Origin of the sequence: Dyella silvae (genome assembly GCF_026421305.1) — a bacterium.
GTDB lineage: Bacteria > Pseudomonadota > Gammaproteobacteria > Xanthomonadales > Rhodanobacteraceae > Dyella > Dyella silvae.
Window position 1 is genome coordinate 180733 of the sequence record NZ_JAPJBQ010000005.1, and the last position, 17742, is coordinate 198474.

General features: G+C 63.9%; 17 protein-coding genes. 9 read left to right on the forward strand and 8 right to left on the reverse strand.

The genetic code is table 11. From position 1 onward, the window contains the following. Positions 1 to 41 precede the first annotated feature (41 nt). Complete coding sequence (murA, locus tag OQE56_RS13460; protein WP_267225050.1) at positions 42 to 1301, forward strand: UDP-N-acetylglucosamine 1-carboxyvinyltransferase; 1260 nt, start codon at positions 42 to 44, stop codon at positions 1299 to 1301. A 155-nt stretch (positions 1302 to 1456) separates the two neighbouring features. On the opposite strand, the gene OQE56_RS13465 is transcribed toward murA, so the two are convergent. Genes OQE56_RS13465 through purM form a run of 3 tightly spaced genes read right to left on the reverse strand, consistent with a single transcriptional unit; the run spans position 1457 to position 3933 of the window. Continuing rightward, positions 1457 to 2176 carry a DUF3108 domain-containing protein gene (locus OQE56_RS13465; protein WP_267225052.1) on the reverse strand — a complete coding sequence of 240 codons (720 nt, stop codon included), beginning with the start codon at positions 2174 to 2176 and terminating at the stop codon, positions 1457 to 1459. A 55-nt stretch (positions 2177 to 2231) separates the two neighbouring features. Beyond that, positions 2232 to 2900, reverse strand: coding sequence for a phosphoribosylglycinamide formyltransferase (gene purN, locus OQE56_RS13470; RefSeq protein ID WP_267225054.1), 669 nt, complete (start codon positions 2898 to 2900; stop codon positions 2232 to 2234). Between the two features lie 4 nt (positions 2901 to 2904). Continuing rightward, entirely contained in the window at positions 2905 to 3933 is a 1029-nt protein-coding gene (gene purM / locus OQE56_RS13475; protein WP_267225056.1) for a phosphoribosylformylglycinamidine cyclo-ligase, read from the reverse strand. 170 nt (positions 3934 to 4103) lie between these two features. Between purM and OQE56_RS13480 the strand changes: the two genes are divergently transcribed. Genes OQE56_RS13480 through hda form a run of 3 tightly spaced genes read left to right on the forward strand, consistent with a single transcriptional unit; the run spans position 4104 to position 7001 of the window. Then, positions 4104 to 5087 (forward strand): DUF2066 domain-containing protein, encoded by a 984-nt coding sequence (locus tag OQE56_RS13480; RefSeq protein ID WP_267225058.1) that lies wholly within the window; start codon positions 4104 to 4106, stop codon positions 5085 to 5087. A gap of 31 nt (positions 5088 to 5118) precedes the next feature. After that, a complete protein-coding gene (locus OQE56_RS13485; RefSeq protein WP_425601629.1) occupies positions 5119 to 6300 on the forward strand; it encodes an AI-2E family transporter in 1182 nt (393 codons plus the stop codon). Next, positions 6297 to 7001: a DnaA regulatory inactivator Hda gene (hda, locus tag OQE56_RS13490; RefSeq protein WP_267225062.1), complete on the forward strand. Its 705-nt coding sequence runs from the start codon at positions 6297 to 6299 to the stop codon at positions 6999 to 7001. The genes OQE56_RS13485 and hda overlap by 4 nt, the downstream gene beginning before the upstream one ends. A gap of 94 nt (positions 7002 to 7095) precedes the next feature. Here hda and OQE56_RS13495 read toward each other — a convergent pair whose 3' ends face one another. Continuing rightward, positions 7096 to 7899 (reverse strand): inositol monophosphatase family protein, encoded by an 804-nt coding sequence (locus OQE56_RS13495; RefSeq protein ID WP_267225064.1) that lies wholly within the window; start codon positions 7897 to 7899, stop codon positions 7096 to 7098. Positions 7900 to 8055: 156 nt separating this feature from the next. Here OQE56_RS13495 and OQE56_RS13500 point away from each other — a divergent pair, with 156 nt between their 5' ends. Beyond that, positions 8056 to 8832 (forward strand): RNA methyltransferase, encoded by a 777-nt coding sequence (locus OQE56_RS13500; protein ID WP_267225066.1) that lies wholly within the window; start codon positions 8056 to 8058, stop codon positions 8830 to 8832. 67 nt (positions 8833 to 8899) lie between these two features. Here OQE56_RS13500 and OQE56_RS13505 read toward each other — a convergent pair whose 3' ends face one another. Continuing rightward, positions 8900 to 10222: a hemolysin family protein gene (locus OQE56_RS13505; protein WP_267225068.1), complete on the reverse strand. Its 1323-nt coding sequence runs from the start codon at positions 10220 to 10222 to the stop codon at positions 8900 to 8902. Positions 10223 to 10415: 193 nt separating this feature from the next. Between OQE56_RS13505 and OQE56_RS13510 the strand changes: the two genes are divergently transcribed. Together OQE56_RS13510 and OQE56_RS13515 are read left to right on the forward strand one after the other, a co-directional pair. Then, positions 10416 to 11045 (forward strand): DUF47 domain-containing protein, encoded by a 630-nt coding sequence (locus OQE56_RS13510; RefSeq protein ID WP_267225070.1) that lies wholly within the window; start codon positions 10416 to 10418, stop codon positions 11043 to 11045. 78 nt (positions 11046 to 11123) lie between these two features. Beyond that, on the forward strand, positions 11124 to 12245 hold the full coding sequence (locus tag OQE56_RS13515; RefSeq protein ID WP_267225071.1) for an inorganic phosphate transporter: 1122 nt from the start codon (positions 11124 to 11126) through the stop codon (positions 12243 to 12245). A 44-nt stretch (positions 12246 to 12289) separates the two neighbouring features. Here the strand turns inward: OQE56_RS13515 and OQE56_RS13520 are convergent, their stop codons facing one another. Then, positions 12290 to 12694: a hypothetical protein gene (locus OQE56_RS13520; protein ID WP_267225072.1), complete on the reverse strand. Its 405-nt coding sequence runs from the start codon at positions 12692 to 12694 to the stop codon at positions 12290 to 12292. An 88-nt stretch (positions 12695 to 12782) separates the two neighbouring features. Here OQE56_RS13520 and OQE56_RS13525 point away from each other — a divergent pair, with 88 nt between their 5' ends. Both OQE56_RS13525 and recQ read left to right on the forward strand, forming a co-directional pair. Further along, positions 12783 to 13121 carry an MGMT family protein gene (locus tag OQE56_RS13525; RefSeq protein WP_267225073.1) on the forward strand — a complete coding sequence of 113 codons (339 nt, stop codon included), beginning with the start codon at positions 12783 to 12785 and terminating at the stop codon, positions 13119 to 13121. A gap of 105 nt (positions 13122 to 13226) precedes the next feature. Further along, the gene (gene recQ, locus OQE56_RS13530) at positions 13227 to 15041 is read left to right on the forward strand and encodes a DNA helicase RecQ (RefSeq protein WP_267225074.1); all 1815 of its coding nucleotides are present in this window, start codon (positions 13227 to 13229) and stop codon (positions 15039 to 15041) included. A gap of 291 nt (positions 15042 to 15332) precedes the next feature. Here the strand turns inward: recQ and OQE56_RS13535 are convergent, their stop codons facing one another. Then, the gene (locus tag OQE56_RS13535; protein WP_267225076.1) at positions 15333 to 15590 is read right to left on the reverse strand and encodes a hypothetical protein; all 258 of its coding nucleotides are present in this window, start codon (positions 15588 to 15590) and stop codon (positions 15333 to 15335) included. Between the two features lie 217 nt (positions 15591 to 15807). Continuing rightward, a complete protein-coding gene (locus OQE56_RS13540) occupies positions 15808 to 17466 on the reverse strand; it encodes a M28 family metallopeptidase (RefSeq protein ID WP_267225078.1) in 1659 nt (552 codons plus the stop codon). Positions 17467 to 17742 lie beyond the last annotated feature (276 nt).

Below are 17742 nucleotides of genomic sequence, written 5' to 3' on the forward strand. Positions count from 1 at the left end.
GCCGCGCCGAGCCTTCCAAGCAACATTTTCAAGGACTTTTGATGGCCAAGATCCTGATCAGTGGCGGCGAGCCGCTACACGGTGAGGTAGGTATTTCCGGCGCTAAGAACGCCGTACTGCCGATCCTCGCTTCCTGCCTGCTGGCCGACGAGCCGGTGGCGATCAGCAACGTGCCGCATCTGCACGACGTCACGACCTTCATCGAGCTGCTCGGCCAGATGGGCACGCAGCTGGTGCTCGATGACCGCATGAAAATGCATGTCGATCCGCGTTCCACCGACCGCTACTTCGCCCCTTACGATCTGGTGCGCACGATGCGCGCGTCGATCCTGGTGCTGGGTCCGCTGGTGGCCCGCTTCGGCGAAGCCGAAGTGTCCTTGCCGGGCGGCTGCGCCATCGGTTCGCGTCCGGTCGATCAGCACATCCGCGGCCTGCAGGCGCTGGGTGCCGACGTGGTCGTGGAGAACGGCTACATCAAGGCCAAGGCCAAGCGCCTGAAGGGCGCGCGCATCTCGATGGACATGGTCACCGTGACCGGTACCGAGAACATCATGATGGCCGCCGCGCTCGCGCAGGGCACCACCATCATCGAGAACGCCGCGCAGGAGCCGGAAGTGGTCGATCTGGCACATTGCCTGATCGCCATGGGCGCGCAGATCGAAGGCGCAGGCACATCCACGCTCATCATTCACGGCGTGGAGCGCTTGCATGGCGCCGAGTACGAAGTGCTGCCGGACCGCATTGAAACCGGCACCTTCCTGGTCGGCGCTGCCATGACCGGCGGCAAGGTGCGTGCCCGCAACGCGCGTGCCGATACGCTGGACGCCGTGCTGGCCAAGCTGGAAGACGCCGGTGCGCACATCTCCACCGGTGCCGACTGGATCGAGCTGGACATGCGTGGCCGCCGCCCCAAGGCGGTGAACATCACCACCGCGCCGTACCCGGCATTCCCGACCGACATGCAGGCGCAGTTCACCGCGCTCAACTGCGTGGCCGAAGGCGTTGGCGTGATCACCGAGACGGTGTTCGAGAACCGCTTCATGCACGCGCTGGAACTGCAGCGGCTGGGCGCGGATATCCGCCTGGAAGGCAATACCGCGATCATCAAGGGCGTGGAAAAGATGAGCGGCGCGCCGATCATGGCCACCGACCTTCGCGCATCCGCCTGTCTCGTGCTGGCCGGCCTGGTGGCCGAAGGCGACACCATTGTCGATCGCGTGTATCACATCGATCGCGGCTACGAGAACATCGAAGAAAAGCTGGGCGTGCTGGGCGCGAAGATTCGCCGTTTGCCGTCCTGATATCGCGTGATGCATGCGCATGAAAAAGGCCGCGAAAGCGGCCTTTTTTTTGGGGGCATGTTATGCCTTGCGCTCTATGTGTCGCCATCCCAGCGAGGCGTTTTTCAACAGCCGCAGGCTGGTCAAGCTGGGATGGCGAGCAATTAAGGTGCGCCTCAATTGCCGCCTTTGTAACTCACCAACTGCAATTCCAGATTGCCGCCATCGCTCTGCGCCAGCTTCACCGGCACGGGATATTTCTGCGGGGCGTACCACGCATTGAAGGCCGCATCATTGTCGGTGCGAACCACGCGTTCGGCCTGGAAGCTGCCGGCGGGCACCTTCACCGCTTCCTTCGCGGCGACCTTGAACTGCTGCGTTTCCACATTGCGCTTCACGGCAACCGGTAGGGCAATGGCCTGCTTGCCAGCACGCAAGGCCAGCCCGATGGCATAGGGGGCGGTGTTGCGATCCACCATGCCCGGCGCGGTGACGTAAGTCATCGGGCCTTTGCCTTCGTCCACGGTGACCTGATTGGTGCTCCAGTTCACGTCAGTATGGCGCTGCTTGCTCTTGATGGCCGCGTTCATGCGGTAGTCGTAACTCACGGTTTCCGGCGCGCCGTTGTTCCAGCGGAAGCGGGTGACTTCGCTGGAGTTGGCGCCGAGCGCGGCGGCGATACCGCCGGTACCGGTGGTCTGGTTGCTGTATTCCCACTGGCCGTTGGCGGCGGGTTTGAGCGTCACCACAGCCTGGCCGATCACCTGGCCGCCTTGCGATACCTGATAGGTCGCGGTGAACGGCGCCGGCGCTGGCGTGGCGGCAGATGCCATCGTCGCTGAAAGGGCCAGCACAAGGCCGGCGGTGAATGTGCGGAGCGTGTTGGATGCGGTCATGGGGATCGCAGTCTACGCGCTGATCCTGAACGACTTGTAGAGACGCCGCCCGGGCTCAGTCAACCAATGTGCCGTTGCGCAGTTGCAGCGGCGCATCCATCAGCTTTCCATCCAGCGCCACGCGATCGGGCGCGATCAGATCGAGGCGTTGCGCGGCCATGAGCCTGAGTACGGCAGGAAACAGCTGGTGTTCGAAAGCGAGCAGGCGCTGGGCCAGCCGTTCCTCGCTATCACCTGGAAGGATGTCGATGCGCGCTTGCGCAATCACCGGGCCGCCGTCCAGTTCCGCTGTTACGTAGTGCACGCTGGCGCCGTGTTCCTTGTCGCCCGCTTCCAGTGCGCGGCGATGGGTGTGCAGGCCACGGTACTTTGGTAGCAGGGAAGGGTGGATATTGATCATGCGGCCCACCCACGGCTTAAGTGCTTCGCCGTCGATGATGCGCATGAACCCCGCCAGCACCAGCACCTGGGCGCCGGTGGCATCCAGCTGGCGGAACAGCTCGAAGTCGAAGTCGCGGCGGCTGGCGAAGGCCTTCGGATCGAGCGTGAAGGTGGGAATGCCAGCGTCCTTCGCCAGCTGCAAGGCACCGGCGTTGGCCTTGTCGCTACCGACCGCGACGAACTCGACCGGCAACGCACCGGCGTCGCGCGCAGCGATCAGTGCCTGCAGATTGCTGCCGCGCCCGGAGGCGAGCACGGCGACGCGAAGGAGCGGTGCCGACACAGGCTTAGCCGATGTGCACGCGCTCGTCGCCCTTGGCGGGCACGATTTCGCCGATCACCGAGCTGGCCAGGCCATGCTTGGCCAGCAGGGCCGAGGCGCCGCTGACGGCATCGCGCGGCAGGATGATGGTGAAGCCCACGCCGCAGTTGAAGGTGCGCCACATTTCCTCGCGCGCCACATTGCCTTCGCGCATCAGCCATTCAAACACTGGCGGCAGCACGATGGTGGAGGCGTCGATCGCGATGCCCAGGTTTTCCGGCACCACGCGGATGATGTTCTCCTTGAGGCCACCACCCGTGATGTGCGCCATGCCGTGTACCGGCTGGTTCTTCATCAGTTCCAGCATCGGCTTCACGTAGATCGTGGTCGGCGCCATCAGCGCATCGGCCAGCTTCACGCCGCCCACGTCGAGGTCCAGCGGGTTGCCGGCGCGCTCGAGGATCTTGCGGATCAGCGAATAGCCATTGGAATGCGGGCCTGACGAGGCCACGCCCAGGATGACGTCGCCAGCGACGATCTTTTCACCACTGAGCAGCTGCGATTTCTCGACCGCGCCCACGGTGAATCCGCCCAGGTCGTATTCGCCCGGCGGGTACATGTCCGGCATTTCAGCGGTTTCGCCGCCGATCAGTGCGCAACCGGCCAGCTCGCAACCCTTGGCGATGCCGCCGACAACGGCGACCGTGGTGTCGACGTCCAGCTTGCCGGTGGCGAAGTAGTCGAGAAAGAACAGCGGCTCGGCACCCTGCACCAGCACGTCATTGACGCACATGCCGACCAGATCGATGCCGATCGTGTCATGGCGGCCCAGCTGCTGGGCGAGCTTGAGCTTGGTGCCCACGCCGTCGGTGCCTGAAACCAGCACCGGCTCCTTGTACTTGCCGGACAGGTCAAACAGGCCGCCAAAGCCGCCCAGGCCGCCCATCACTTCGGGGCGGGATGTGCGCTTGACCAGCGGCTTGATGCGTTCGACCACGGCATTGCCTGCGTCGATATCGACGCCAGCGGCGCGGTAGGTGAGGGCGTCGGACATGGGGGGCAACCCGGCGTGGAGAAACGTTGAATTGTAGCAGCGTAGGGGCGCACTTTCCTGGGTGGATGGCAGAGGCATGAACCCGGGTGACGTGGAATCGGGATGCCTTCGATGGACGCTGCCGGGCGGATTGGGCAGACTTTCCGTGCTTCCCACCGGATTCACTCCCCATGCGTCTGTCCCGCTTGCTGCTCATCTGTTTCGTGCTGGGCTTAGCCCCGCTGCTGTCTGCGCATGCGCAGGGGCAGGTATCGCCCTATACCGTAGTGGTGTCGGTGGCTGACACCAGTGATGCCGCGCGCAATAGCGCCTTCAGCGACGCGCTGGCTCAGGTGCTGGCCCGAACGTCGGGTGGGCAGGATTTGAGCACCAAGCCGGGCTACGCCGACGTCCTCAAGGGCGCCAGCGGCATCGTGCAGCAGTACCAGTACCAGCGGGCAGCGGCCGGCATGGCCCTGCAGGTGACCTTTGATCAGGCAGCGGTGCAGCGCGCCGTGGCCCAGATGGGTGTTTCCGGCAGTGCGGGCTCCCGTCCGCCGGTATTGCTGGTGGTGCGTGACGAGGACGGCAGCGTACTGACACGAGAAGCACTGACCACGCTGACGCAGCTCCTGGCCGGCAAGGGGTACAGCACCGTGTTGGCCGACCCGGTGAAGACCGGCGACACCCCGAACCTGACCACTGCCGATCCCGAGCAGCTGGCTGCATTGGCTCGCCAGTACAAGACCGGCCTGATTGTGCTGGGCCAGATGCATGGCAGCAACGCGGACTGGATGCTGGTGTCCGGCGGCCCGCAGCAGCGCTGGAGCAATCAGGGCACCAGCGCGGCGGCCGTGCTTACTGACGCCGGCAATGGTCTGGTGGATCGCCTCGGGAAGCAGCTGAACGTGATCGGCTCGGCCACGGTCGACGGCAAGCTGTGGGTTTCCCAGGTCAACTCGGCCATGGATTACGCCAATCTGGTGGCGGTGTTGCGCGCCGATCCTTCCGTGCGCCAGGTCACCACCCTCAGTGCACATGGTGACGGCATGTTGTTCGCGGTCAAGGCGAGCCTGCCCATGGACGCGCTGGCCAACAGCCTGGCTGCAAGCGGACGCCTGTTGCGCGGCGATGCGCACAGCGATGCCGATGCCAGCCTGCGCTGGGTCCACTGACCCTCTCTTGCCGATAGGGCGAGCCATGACCATGACCCAAGACACCTCCCGCCGCTGGCAGATGCTCGCCATCACCGCGGCGATCTTTTACGTACTCTGGCTGATGGCGCCGGTGCTGGCGCCATTCGCCGTTGCCGGCATGCTGGCCTATTTGGGCGATCCGCTGGCGGACCGCCTGCAGCGTCTGGGTATGGGCCGCACGGTGGCGGTGAGCATCGTGTTCGTGGTGCTGCTGTTGCTCACGGTCGGGGCGCTGTTGTTGCTGATCCCTCTGATCTCGCGCCAGGTCGGCAACCTCGTTCAGAACCTGCCGTATTACGTGGATTGGGTGCGTAATGTCGCGCTGCCCTGGCTGCAGTCCACGCTGCACCTCGACCCCAGCGCGTTCGACACGGACCGTCTGATCGGGCAGGTCAAAGAGCACATCGGTTCCATTGGCGATGCCGCCTCGACCGTGCTCGGCAAGATTTCACGCTCAAGCATCGGCGTGGTTGCCTGGCTGACGAACCTGGTGCTGATTCCGGTGGTGGCGTTCTATCTGCTGCGCGACTGGGACCGCATGGTGGCGTGGATCGACGGCATGCTGCCGCGCTCCATCGAGCCCACCATCGCCCATCTGGCGCGCGAATCGGACAGCGTGCTCGGCGCCTTCGTGCGTGGTCAGTTGCTGGTGATGCTGGCGCTGGGCATTTTCTATGGCGCCGCGCTCACCATCATGGGGCTGTCGGTGGGGCCGTTGATCGGTATGATCGCCGGTTTGCTGAGTTTCGTGCCGTATCTCGGCTTCATCGTGGGCTTCGGGTCGTCGCTCATCGCAGCACTGGTGCAGTACGGAGACTGGAACCACGTACTTATCGTCGTGGGCATCTTCACCGCCGGCCAGTTGCTGGAAGGCTATGTGCTGGTGCCGCGGCTGGTGGGCGAAAAGATTGGCTTGCATCCGGTGGCGGTGATCTTTGCCGTGCTGGCAGGCGGCTATCTGTTCGGCTTCCTTGGCGTGCTGCTGGCATTGCCGGCCGCGTCGGTGATCCTTGTGCTGCTGCGCTACCTGTCTGAGCGCTACAAGCAAAGCGATCTCTACAAGGACCATGGCGGCGGCGATCCCGTGCTTGCCGAAGTCGAGGTGGTGGTGACCACGGCGCAAGGCACGGTGGAAACCAATACAGTGATCGGCCAACGCGACGAAAAGAAGGACGCAGTACCCCCTACATGATTCCGCAGTTGCCGCTCGCTTTGCGCTGGCCTCGCCGCCAGCGCTTTGAACATTTCCACCCTGGCGCTAACGCCGCGACGCTCGCTGCCGTGGAGCTGCTGGCGCGTGAGCCTCGCACGCCATGGCTTTACCTGGCCGGCCCAACCCGCAGTGGCAAAAGCCACCTGCTGATGGCTGCGTGTCAGGCGGCGATTGAAGGTGGCCGCACCGTGCAATACCTGCCGCTCGCCACTTTGGCCGACAAGGCTGCCGCCATTCGTGGCGTGGCGGGCAGCGAGTTTCTGGCACTGGACGACCTGGGAGCCATTGCCGGCGATCCCGAGGCAGAGCACGCGCTGTTCGACGTCTACAACCAGGCGAAGGCCGAGGGCGCTGCACTGTTGTTTGCCGCCGAGTCGCTGCCCTCGCAGTTGGGTCTGATGCTGCCGGATCTGCGCTCCCGGCTCGGCGCTTGCCAGCAGGCGCTGCTGAAACCGTTGGACGACGTCGAGCGTCGGGATGTGCTGCGCCGGCAGGCCTCCTCTCGCGGCATCGAGCTGGACGACACCGTGCTCGACTGGCTGTTCGCCCGCTATGCGCGAGATCTTGGCGCTCTGCTGGATCTGCTCGATCAGCTGGACAAGGCGTCGCTGGCGGCGCGCCGGCGCATTACGGTGCCGTTCCTGCGGGACTTCCTGCGCGACGCCGGGTCGGGCGCCTGACCCTCCGCTGCGTTCCTGCAGATGGCATGTGGGGCCTTGGCCACAAAAAAAAGCGCCCGAGAGGGCGCTTTTTTCATTCGAAGGACGATGGCCCTTACGCCATCAACAACCGCGGAGTGGCGTTGGCGCTGATGGCATCGACCATCGCCTGCGTCACGTTGAGGTTGCCGGCAACAATATTGCCGCTCTCGGGAATGCCCTCGCGGCCGGCGAAGTCGCAATAGCGGCCACCTGCCTCCCGCACCAGCAGCGCGCCGGCGGCCATGTCCCACGGCTTGAGGCCGATCTCGAAGAAACCGTCGTAGCGGCCGGCGGCGGTATAAGCCAGATCCAGCGCGGCGGAACCCGAGCGGCGAATGTCTTCGGCCTGGCCGAGCATGGCGCGCGTCATGTCCATCTGCGCGTCGAGATGGGAGCGCTGGCGGTAGGGGAAGCCGGTGGCGATCATCGCGCCGCCCAGGTTCTCGCGCTTGCTGACGCGGATGCGGCGGTCGTTGAGATAGGCGCCGTCGCCCTTGCTGGCGGTGAACAGCTCGTCGCGCAGCGGGTCGAACACCACGGCGTAAACGGGCTCGCCCTTGTCGAGCAGGGCAATGGAGACGGAGAAATGCGGGATGCCGCGCAGGTAGTTGTGCGTGCCGTCGAGCGGATCGATCACCCATACCAGCGGGCCCTTGCCAATGGCGCCGCTTTCCTCAGCGAGGAAGGCGTGCGTGGGGTAGGCACGCTTGAGCTCCTTGATGATCTCGGCTTCGGCCAGACGGTCCACTTCCGAGGCGAAGTCCATGCGTTGCTTTTCGACGACATTGAGTCCGTCGATGCGATTCATGTAGCGCAGGATGATGTTTCCTGCGGAGCGCGCGGCGCGCACCGCGACGTTGACGGCGGGTCTTGGCATGGCTTCGGCTTTCAAAAGAGCGGGTTACGGCCGCGAAGTCTAGCAGAGACGCCGCCGTTGTTCAGGTCAGCCTGAGGCTGGCAGGGGCGCCCGGTTTGACAGGGCGGCCCACAATTTCCAAGCTTCGCGCCTATTTGTACGAGTTTTGGTACCTCAATGACCGCTGAATCCGACCTCGCCGCCCGCATCCGCTACGTGCTCGTGCGTACCTCGCACCCGGGCAATATCGGCAGCGCCGCCCGTGCCATCCGCACCATGGGCTTCCATCGGATGGCGCTGGTGGCGCCCCACCGATTCCCCGATCACGAGGCATCCGCGCTGGCCGCTGGCGCCGACGATGTGCTGGAGAACGCTATCGTCAGTGAAGGGCTGGTCGACGCCCTGGCCGGTACCAGCCTGGCGCTGGGCTTGTCGGCCCGTCGCCGCGGGGTGGACCTGGAGGAGATCACGCCGCGCGAAGCCGCCAGCCGCGCTCTGGCGGCGGCCGCCCGCGGCGAGCAGGTGGCGCTGGTATTTGGCAACGAACGCACGGGTCTGGAGAACGAGGAACTCGCGCGCTGCCATGCCATGGTGCGCATTCCCAGCGTGGACGATTTCAGCTCGCTTAACCTGTCGCAGGCGGTGCAGGTGATGGCCTACGAACTGCGCGTCGCGTCGCTGGGCGAGGTGGCCGCGCCGGTGCGTGCCGATGCCGAGCCGCCGGCCGATGCAGCGCAAATGGAGCGCTTTTTCGAGCATCTTTCGCAGATGCTGGACGACATCGACTTTCATAAAGGTCGTGCGCCGACCACCATCATGCTGCGGCTACGCAAGCTGTTTCAGCGCGCCCAGCCGGATGAGCGGGAATTGCGCGTCATGCACGGCATTTTTGCGGATGCACAGCGCATGGCGCAGATCGCGAGCGGGAAGGTTCAGGGCAAGAAGGGCGAGTAAACGCTTGTTCCTCGCCGGTGGGAGTGCACCCTGTGTGCGCCCACGGTAAAAGGCGCTCGTATCGGGCCTAGAACCCGTCTTCCTCATCATCCATCTGCGGCAGGCGCGACACCAACAGCTTGTCGATGCGGGCGCCGTCCATATCCACCACTTCCACCCGGAACCCTCGCCATTCGAATGATTCGGCGGTCTGCGGGATATGCCCGAGCGCGGCCATCACCATGCCGGCTGCCGTGCGGTATTCGTGCTCCTGTTCACCGGGCAGGGCATCCACCCGCAGCAGTTCGCGCAGGTCGTCGGTGGAGAGCGACCCGTCGATCAGCCAGCTGCCGTCGTCGCGCTGGGTGATCAGCGGGCTTTCCTCGGAACCGCTGGCGCCAAGCTGTGGTGCGCCGACGATGGCGGCAAGCAGATCATTGAGCGTCACCAAGCCGACGATCTCGCCGTACTCGTCTACTACCAGAGCGATCTGCGCTTCCGCGTCGCGGAACTCCTCCAGCAGATCCAGCGCACGCCCGGTGGCGGGGACGTAAAGCGGTTTGGACAACTGTCCGAAGAGGTTGGGCTTGCCCTCGGCAAAGCCGCGTAACAGGCGTTTGACTTCCACCACGCCGACAATGTCGCTCTCACCGCCGCGATACACGGGATAGCGCGAATACGGCGTACTGCGCAGAATTTCTGTGTTTTCTTTGAGACTCGCCGACTGGTCCAGCCACACGATGCGCGTGCGCGGGGTCATCACACTGTCCACCGAGCGGTCGCCCAGGCGGAGCACGCGATTGACCATGTTGTGTTCATCGCGGTCCAGCACGCCGTGTTCAGCGCTTTCAGCCACCAGCAGCCGGATTTCCTCTTCCGTGGCGAAATCACTACCCCGGCCTTTCACCTTGAGCAGGCGCAGCAGGGTGCTGCTGGAGACATTGAGAAGCCATACGAACGGGGCCGTAACGCGCGAAAGCACCATCATCGGCATGGCGATGTAGCCTGCGATCGTCTCCGGGGCCGAAAGCGCCAGGCGCTTGGGCACCAGTTCGCCGATGACGATCTGCACGAACGAGATCAGCCCGAAACCGAGTACCAGCCCAATGACTCTCGCATAAGGCTCCATCCACGCGGCCCGGCCGCCATGGATGGCGGCGGCGATGTGGTCGCCCAGCGCGTCGCCGGCCAGGGCGCCGGTGATCAGGATCACCAGGGTCATGCCCACCTGAACGGTGGACAGAAAACGCTCGGGCGCCTCGGCGGCGCGCAGTGCAGTGCGGGCGCGCCGGCTGGTGCGGGCCAACTGCTTCAGGCGGGTCTTGCGTGAGGCCACCAGGGCCATCTCGGAGAGCGCAAAGAAGCCGTTGCACAGTGAAAGCAGGATGACGGTGGCTATTTCGGTCAGCATCGGGACTGCGGGCCGTGGGAAAGGTCGCGAGAAGACATGAGACGCAGTGTAAGGCCTGTGAGCCCGATCCTAAGGGCGCCGATGCATAGAAAGGGGCTGCGACACCCCGGATCGGGAATGTGGTGCGGTGCGGTACGGGCGTCCTGTAACATACCCGTCATTTGAGCCGTCCCCGGACCCAGGCAATAACCGCATGTTTTCATTGCAAACCATTTTCGGCAAAGGCGACAAGTTCTATGGCCTGCTCGAGCAGAGCGCCGAAGCCGCGCGCGAAAGCGCCAATGCGCTTCATGAACTTGTCACGCGCAAAGATCATGCGCCGGTGATGGCCGCCTTTGCGGCCACGCGCCAGCGTGAGAAGGCTTTGGCCGGGCAGATCAGCGAAGAGCTGGTGAACACCTTTGTGACGGCGCTCGATCGCGAAGACATCGAAGCGTTGAACTCGGCGCTCTACAAGATCCCCAAGACCATCGAGAAATTCGCCGAGCGCTACGAGATCGTTGCCGGCCGCCTGACCGATGTGGATTTCGGTGCGCGTGCCCTGGTGCTCGAGCGCGCTACCGCGGTGGTGTCGGAGATGATCGGCGAACTGCGCCGTGGTCTGCGCATCGACCCGGTGAAGAAGCTGCAGGATCGCCTGCAGACGCTGGAATCGGAAGGCGACCGCATGCTGCTCTCGCCGTACCGCACGCTCTACGTGGAAGGCAACGACGCCATGCGCGCCATGTTGGCCAAGGATCTGTTCGAGCTGCTCGAGAAGGCGATCGACAAGTGCCGCGACGTCGGCAACATCGTCTACTCGATCGTGCTGAAGAATTCCTGAGGCCCATCGGATGACGCGCTCTTCCATGCGCTGCCCGGTCGCATTCCGGGCTTCCGTCATCGTGCGCGAGGTACGCGCATGACCATCGGTCTCGCTATTGCGGTCGTGTTGGTCGCACTGGCCTTCACTTACATCAACGGCTTTCACGACACCGCCAACTCCATCGCCACGGTGGTGGCGACCAAGGTGCTCACACCCGGTCAGGCCGTGATGCTGGCGGCCATCACCAACCTGATCGGTGCCCTGTGGGGCACCGCGGTGGCCAAGACGATTGCAGCTGGCCTGATCGATACGAACGTGATTGCCGCAGGTCCACAGCTGCTGCTGTGCGCGTTGCTGGCAGCGACGGTGTGGAACCTGATTACCTGGTGGCTGGGTTTGCCCTCCAGCTCGAGCCATGCCCTGGTGGGCGCGTTGGTGGGCGCGGCCGTTGCCGCGTCAGGCAATAACTTCGCGGCGGTGATCTGGACGCAAGGTGGCGCGCACTGGTGGGAAGGCAAGGGCGTGCTGCCCAAGGTGGTGGTGCCCATGGTGGTGTCGCCGCTGATGGGTTTTGTCATCGGCTTCCTGCTGATGGGGGCGCTGTACGGCTTGCTGAGCTGGTTTTCCAACCGCAAGGGCTTTCTGCATCGCTTCGGCCGCACGCCGTTCGTCAACAGCTTCTTTGGCAAGGCGCAGATCGTCTCCGCCAGCGCCATGGGTCTCGCGCACGGCATGAACGATGCGCAGAAGAGCATGGGCATCATCGCGCTGGCACTGGCCGGCGCCACGGCAGCAGGCCAGTTCGAAGGGCTGCCGCACTGGCTGGGCTTCCTGAGCATTCAGGGCTCAGCGGATGGCGGATTCAACGTGCCATCGTGGGTGGCCGTGGTATGTGCGCTGACCATGGCGGCGGGTACCGCCGGCGGTGGCTGGCGCATCATCAAGACGCTGGGCCACAAGATGGTGAAGCTGCACCCCATCAATGGCTTCGCTGCGGAAGGCGCCTCTGCGGCAGTCATCCTCACTGCGTCGGCTTTCGGCATTCCCGTTTCGACGACGCACAACGTGTCGGCGTCGATCATGGGCGTCGGTGCCGCCAAACGCTGGAACGCGATTCGCTGGTCGGTGGTGGAGCGCATGGTGTGGGCGTGGATTCTCACACTGCCCGTGACGGCGCTGCTGGCTTACGGCATGGTGCGCTTGTCCTCGCTGTTCTGAGGCTGCTTATGTAGGAGCGCACATGTGCGCTCCTATAGAAATCCCTACAGGTCGTCGCCGCCCGCCGCGACGATCCTTTCCAGCTGATCTCCCAGCTCGCCCAACTCCTCGATCAGCCGCTTCAGCTCGGCAGCATCCAGCAATTCGTACGGGCGGTTCTCACACAGGTGCAGATAGGGCGAGCCGTCCAGATCGGCGACGGCCAGGAACCCTATGCGTTGCTCCCAGTTGAAGCGCAGGCAGCGGCGTGGATCGGCGCCGGCCAGTGGGCCGACCGGCGTGGAGATGCGCAGATAGCGCCGGCCGGTTTCGTCTTCCAGTTCGGTGAGATAGATGCCCTGATGCCGGTTCTGCGGCAGTGTCAGATCGAAACTGATCAGATAAGGGTCGTTGTGGCGCAGCTCGTGCATGCTGCCGATGTGAGAGCGCACGGCTTCAAAATGGCGCATGGGTGCGATCTCCTTGGCAGACGATTTTAGCCCCGCTACTGTGACACGACCCGGTGTAAAGAGCCTGTTCAAGATCATGGACCATGCCATGAACGAATCGCATGCCCGCATTTATGCCGCCATCGCGGCGATTCCTCGTGGGCGTGTTGCCAGCTATGGCGCCATTGCAGCACGTGCCGGTCTCCCGGGGCGCGCGCGTCTGGTGGGGCGGGCGCTGGGCGAGACGCCGGATGGCATGGAGCTGCCCTGGCATCGCGTGTTGCGGTCCAGCGGTCAGATCGCCTTCCCGGTGGGCAGCAGGGGCTTTCGCGAGCAGAGCAAACGCCTGAAGGCCGAGGGCGTGGAGGTGCGCAACGGGCGCGTACCGTTGTCCACGTTCGGGCTGGATGCGGATCTGGATCGCGCGCTATGGGGCATGCCGGGCTAACGGATGATCTCTGCTTGGGCGGCACTGCACATCGGCATCCGCTTACACGATGTCAGGTCACCTATGCCGCCACAGCGCAGCGAGGGGATTTGTTAGCATTTCCCGATGCCTTCCTCGCCCCTCGATATTCTCCATAGTGTTTTCGGCTACACGCAGTTTCGCGGTCAACAGCAGGCGATTGTCGAGCGGCTGATCGAAGGCGGCGACGCGTTGGTGTTGATGCCAACCGGTGGCGGCAAATCGCTGTGTTACCAGATTCCCGCGTTGGTACGACAGGGCACCGGCATCGTCGTGTCGCCGCTGATCGCGTTGATGCAGGATCAGGTCGATGCGTTGCGCGAAGCGGGCGTGTCGGCGGCGTATCTCAATTCAAGTCTGGGTGCCGAGGACCAGCGCGAAGTAGAACGGCAGCTGCAGGCGGGTGAGCTGAACCTGCTCTACGTCGCACCGGAGCGGCTGCTGACGCCGCGTTTCCTCAGCATGCTGGAGCGCACCGAGGTGGCGTTGTTTGCCATCGATGAAGCGCACTGCGTATCGCAGTGGGGGCACGACTTTCGCCCGGAGTACCGCGAGCTGGCGGTGCTCCATCAGCGCTTTCCGCATGTGCCGCGCATCGCGCTCACTGCCACGGCGGACGATCGCACGCGCGAGGAAATCGTCGAGCGGTTGGCCTTGCAGCAAGCACGCCAGTTCGTCTCGAGCTTCGATCGGCCCAACATCCGTTATCAGGTCGGTCTGCGCCACAACGCGCGGCGGCAACTGATGGAATTCCTTGAGCGTCGTCGTGGTGACACCGGCATCGTGTACGCGCTCAGCCGCCGTAAGGTGGACGAGACCGCCGCGTGGCTGGCCGAAGCGGGCATCGACGCCTTGCCCTACCACGCCGGGTTGGATGCAGCGACGCGTAACGCCCATCAGCGGCGCTTTCTGCGCGAAGACGGCCTGGTGATGGTGGCCACGGTCGCCTTTGGTATGGGCATCGACAAGCCTGACGTGCGTTTTGTTGCGCATCTGGATCTGCCGCGCAGCATGGAGGGCTACTACCAGGAAACCGGCCGCGCCGGCCGCGACGGTCTGCCTGCGGATGCGTGGATGATCTACGGCCTTTCCGATGTGGTGACGATGAGCCAGATGATCGCCCAGTCCGAGTCGGCGGATGAGCGCAAGCGCGTTGAGCGGCTGAAACTGGAATCGCTGCTGGCCTACGCGGAAGCCACGCAATGCCGGCGCGAACTGTTGTTGGCGGCGTTTGGCGAAACCTTCCAGGGCCCCTGCGGCCGCTGCGACAACTGCATAGACCCCCCGAAAACCTGGGACGCCACTGTTCCCGCGCAGAAGGCCCTATCGGCGGTGTATCGCAGCGGGCAGCGATTTGGTTCGGGATACGTCATCGACATCTTGCGTGGCGAAGGTAGCTCGCGCATGACCGACCTCGGCCACGACCGTCTCTCCACCTACGGCATTGGCGCCGATATGGATGAGAAGCAGTGGCGCTCGGTGTTCCGCCAATTACTCGCACTGGGGTTGCTGGAAGCGGATGCGGAGGGCTTTGGCACACTGCGCCTGACCAAGGCGAGCCGCGACGTGCTGGTAGGTAACCAATCGGTGCGGCTGCGCGAGGATGCGCGTCCCGTGCGTGCTGCGCGCAAGCGCCGGGATAGTCAGCTGGTGACCGGCGGCAGCCTGGGCGTGGAAGCCTACGAGCAACCGCTATGGGAAGAGCTGCGCAAGCTGCGCATCCAGCTAGCGAGGCAGCATGGTGTGCCGCCCTATGTGATTTTCCACGATGCCACCTTGCTTGCGATGTTGCGAGCGCTGCCTTCGAATGAGGAGGAGCTGGCGGCGATCAGTGGTGTGGGTGAGGCGAAACTGAAGCGTTATGGGAAGGATTTTCTGGCGGTAATCAACGCGCATGAGTGAGCGCGCATTCAGGGGCGGGGAGTGGATTGAGATGGGTGCTCGCGATGGAGCTGGCTTTCCCTCACCGTCATCCCTGCGAAGGCAGGGATCCAGTGCCTTGCTCTTGGCTCTGAATAGCCGTCAACCTGGCGGGATCGCGAAACCAAAAGCGAAAGTCACTGGATGACCAGCCTTCGGCTGTTGTAAAGCGCTTCCTGCCTTCGCAGGGATGACGGTGCTTATGAAACGGTGGGGCTAGATTGACCCCTCACCCCAACCCTCTCCCCGGAGGGGAGAGGGAGTAGAGCTGGCTCAACCCGCCAGCTTCCAGCGCGTCCCTTCCCTCGACACCCTCGAATGCGCCAACGCCAACTCGGGGATATAACGCCACTGCGCCAGTTCTCCGGGCAGCCGCGCCAGGGGGCAGGTCATACGCGCCGCGATCAGGGCCGCCTCCGCCGTCTCGTGGCGGCCTATCTCTTGTTCCTCGCACAGGACGCGCCACTGGCGGCCGTGGCGGATGATGCGGAACAGGCCGGTTTTTGACGGGTGGACGTATTGCGCCAGCATGGGATCGGTCGATCTTCGTTTGACTGATGGCGCATAGCCTGCCGGTTGCCCATGACTCCCCTGTGATTCCTATCTGGCGCGTCCGTGACGCCTATGCTGCGTTTCTGTTGCGGGCGTCATGTGAATCAGCAGCGTGTGAAAACGGTGTTCCGGGGACGCAAAAAAAAACGGCCCGCATCGCTGCGGGCCGTTGATGGGTCTTTATTCCAAACCGCGTTTACTTGCGCTGCGATGCCGTGGCGTCGCGGGCGGCGCGGAATTCCGAGTCCGTGCTCCAGTTCGGCCAGGTGTCGGAATTGGCCAGGTCGCTACCCAGCGTGTAGAGGATCTGCAGATCACGCGCCATGCCGGTGAACGGCCAGCTGGCCTGCCACTCATCCGACGGCTGATGGTAGTGCTTGGACACGTACTCTTCCTCGGCCGCCTTGCCTGCCGCCACGCCGCCGTCAACCCAGTCGTTGCCCGACTCGTACGAGATAGCCGGCACGCCGCGCTTGGCGAACGAGAAGTGATCGGAGCGGAAGAAATGGCCAGCTTCCGGCTTCGGGTCTCCTGAGTACACCAGGCTCCATTTCTTGGCGGTGTCGGTCAGCTCATCGAGCAGATCGAGCTTGGCGTTGCCGGAGATGCTGAAGTTGCGCGCTGGTCCCATCGGGCTGAAGCCGTCCATGTTGATCACACCCACCGTGGTGGCGAGCGGGTAGAGCGGCTTGGCGGCGTAGTACTCCGAGCCCAGCAGGCCCTTCTCCTCGGCGGTGACGTTGAGGAACACGACGGAACGTTCCGGCTTCGGCTGGCTGGCAAACGCGCGGGCCAGTTCGATCAGTGCGGCGGTGCCGGTGGCGTTATCCACGGCGCCGTTATAGATCTTGTCGCCCTTGGCGTCCGGTGCGCCGATGCCCAGATGGTCCCAGTGCGCGCTGTAGATCACCGTTTCGTTCGGGCGCTTGGTGCCGTCGATGCGCGCGACGATGTTGTGCGAGGTGATCACCTTGGAGTTGATCTTGTAGTCGGCGGAGAAGGTTTCGCCCTTCAGCACGACCGGCTTGAACTCACGTGTCTGCGCCTGCTTCTTCAGCGCCTCGAAATCCAGCCCGGCGGACTTGAACAGATCGACCGCCACGTCGCGCTGAATCCACGCTTCCAGCGGCGTATGCACGGTGGAGGGATGGTCGCGCACCACGTCGAACTGGGTGTTGGTGTTGGAGTTGGCAACCGTCGCCCAACCATAGGAAGCCGGTGCGGTCTCGTGGATGATCAACATGCCGGCCGCGCCCTGGCGGGCGGCTTCCTCGTACTTGTAGGTCCAGCGGCCGTAATAGGTCATGGCCTTGCCGCCGAAATCGCCGACGCCGGTTTCGAAGTCCGGGTCATTGATCAGCACCACGGCAATCTTGCCGTGCAGATCGACACCCTTGAAGTCGTCCCAGTTGCGCTCCGGCGCTTTCACGCCATAGCCGATAAATACCAGCGGCGCATTCTTGATCGTCACCGCCTTGGAGCCATCGAGTGCGGAACGTACGGCGATTTCCTTGCCCTGGGTAAGCGGCTCGGCCTTGCCGTTGACGGTGAAGGACAGCGACGGAGAGCCGGCGATATCGGACTGCAGCAGCGGCACTGCCTGAGTCCATTCGCGCTTGCCGTTCTTCAGGTCGCCGCCCGGCTGCAGACCGGCTGCTTTGAACTGGGCAACCACGAAATCGATGGTCTTGGTTTCGCCTTCCGTGGCAGGACCGCGGCCTTCAAAAGCGTCGGACGACAGCGTTTTGACGTCCTCCGAGAGGCGATGCGGATCAATAGAGGGAGCAGCCGGGACGGCGGCAAACAACGCCGACGACACCGACAGGGCGAGCAGGGATAAGGCCAATCGCTTCATGGACAGCACCTAGCGTGGAAACGAGCCTCGATAGTAGATAGCGCCGCGGCCGCGGGTCCATAGTCAGGATTGCCCTACAAAGGTCGAGACGGTCGGCCAGGGTGAAAAAAAACCCTGAAAAACAGGCCTTCGAGGGGGCTGAGCGTGACTTTCTTCACCCCTGTCAGGCCTGGAAAGCAAAAAAACCATATTTTTTGCGCTTTGCCGCTTGGCGACATGGGTTTCTTTGCCATACATTCCGCATGCCGAGAGGCATTCAAACACCAACACTTTGAT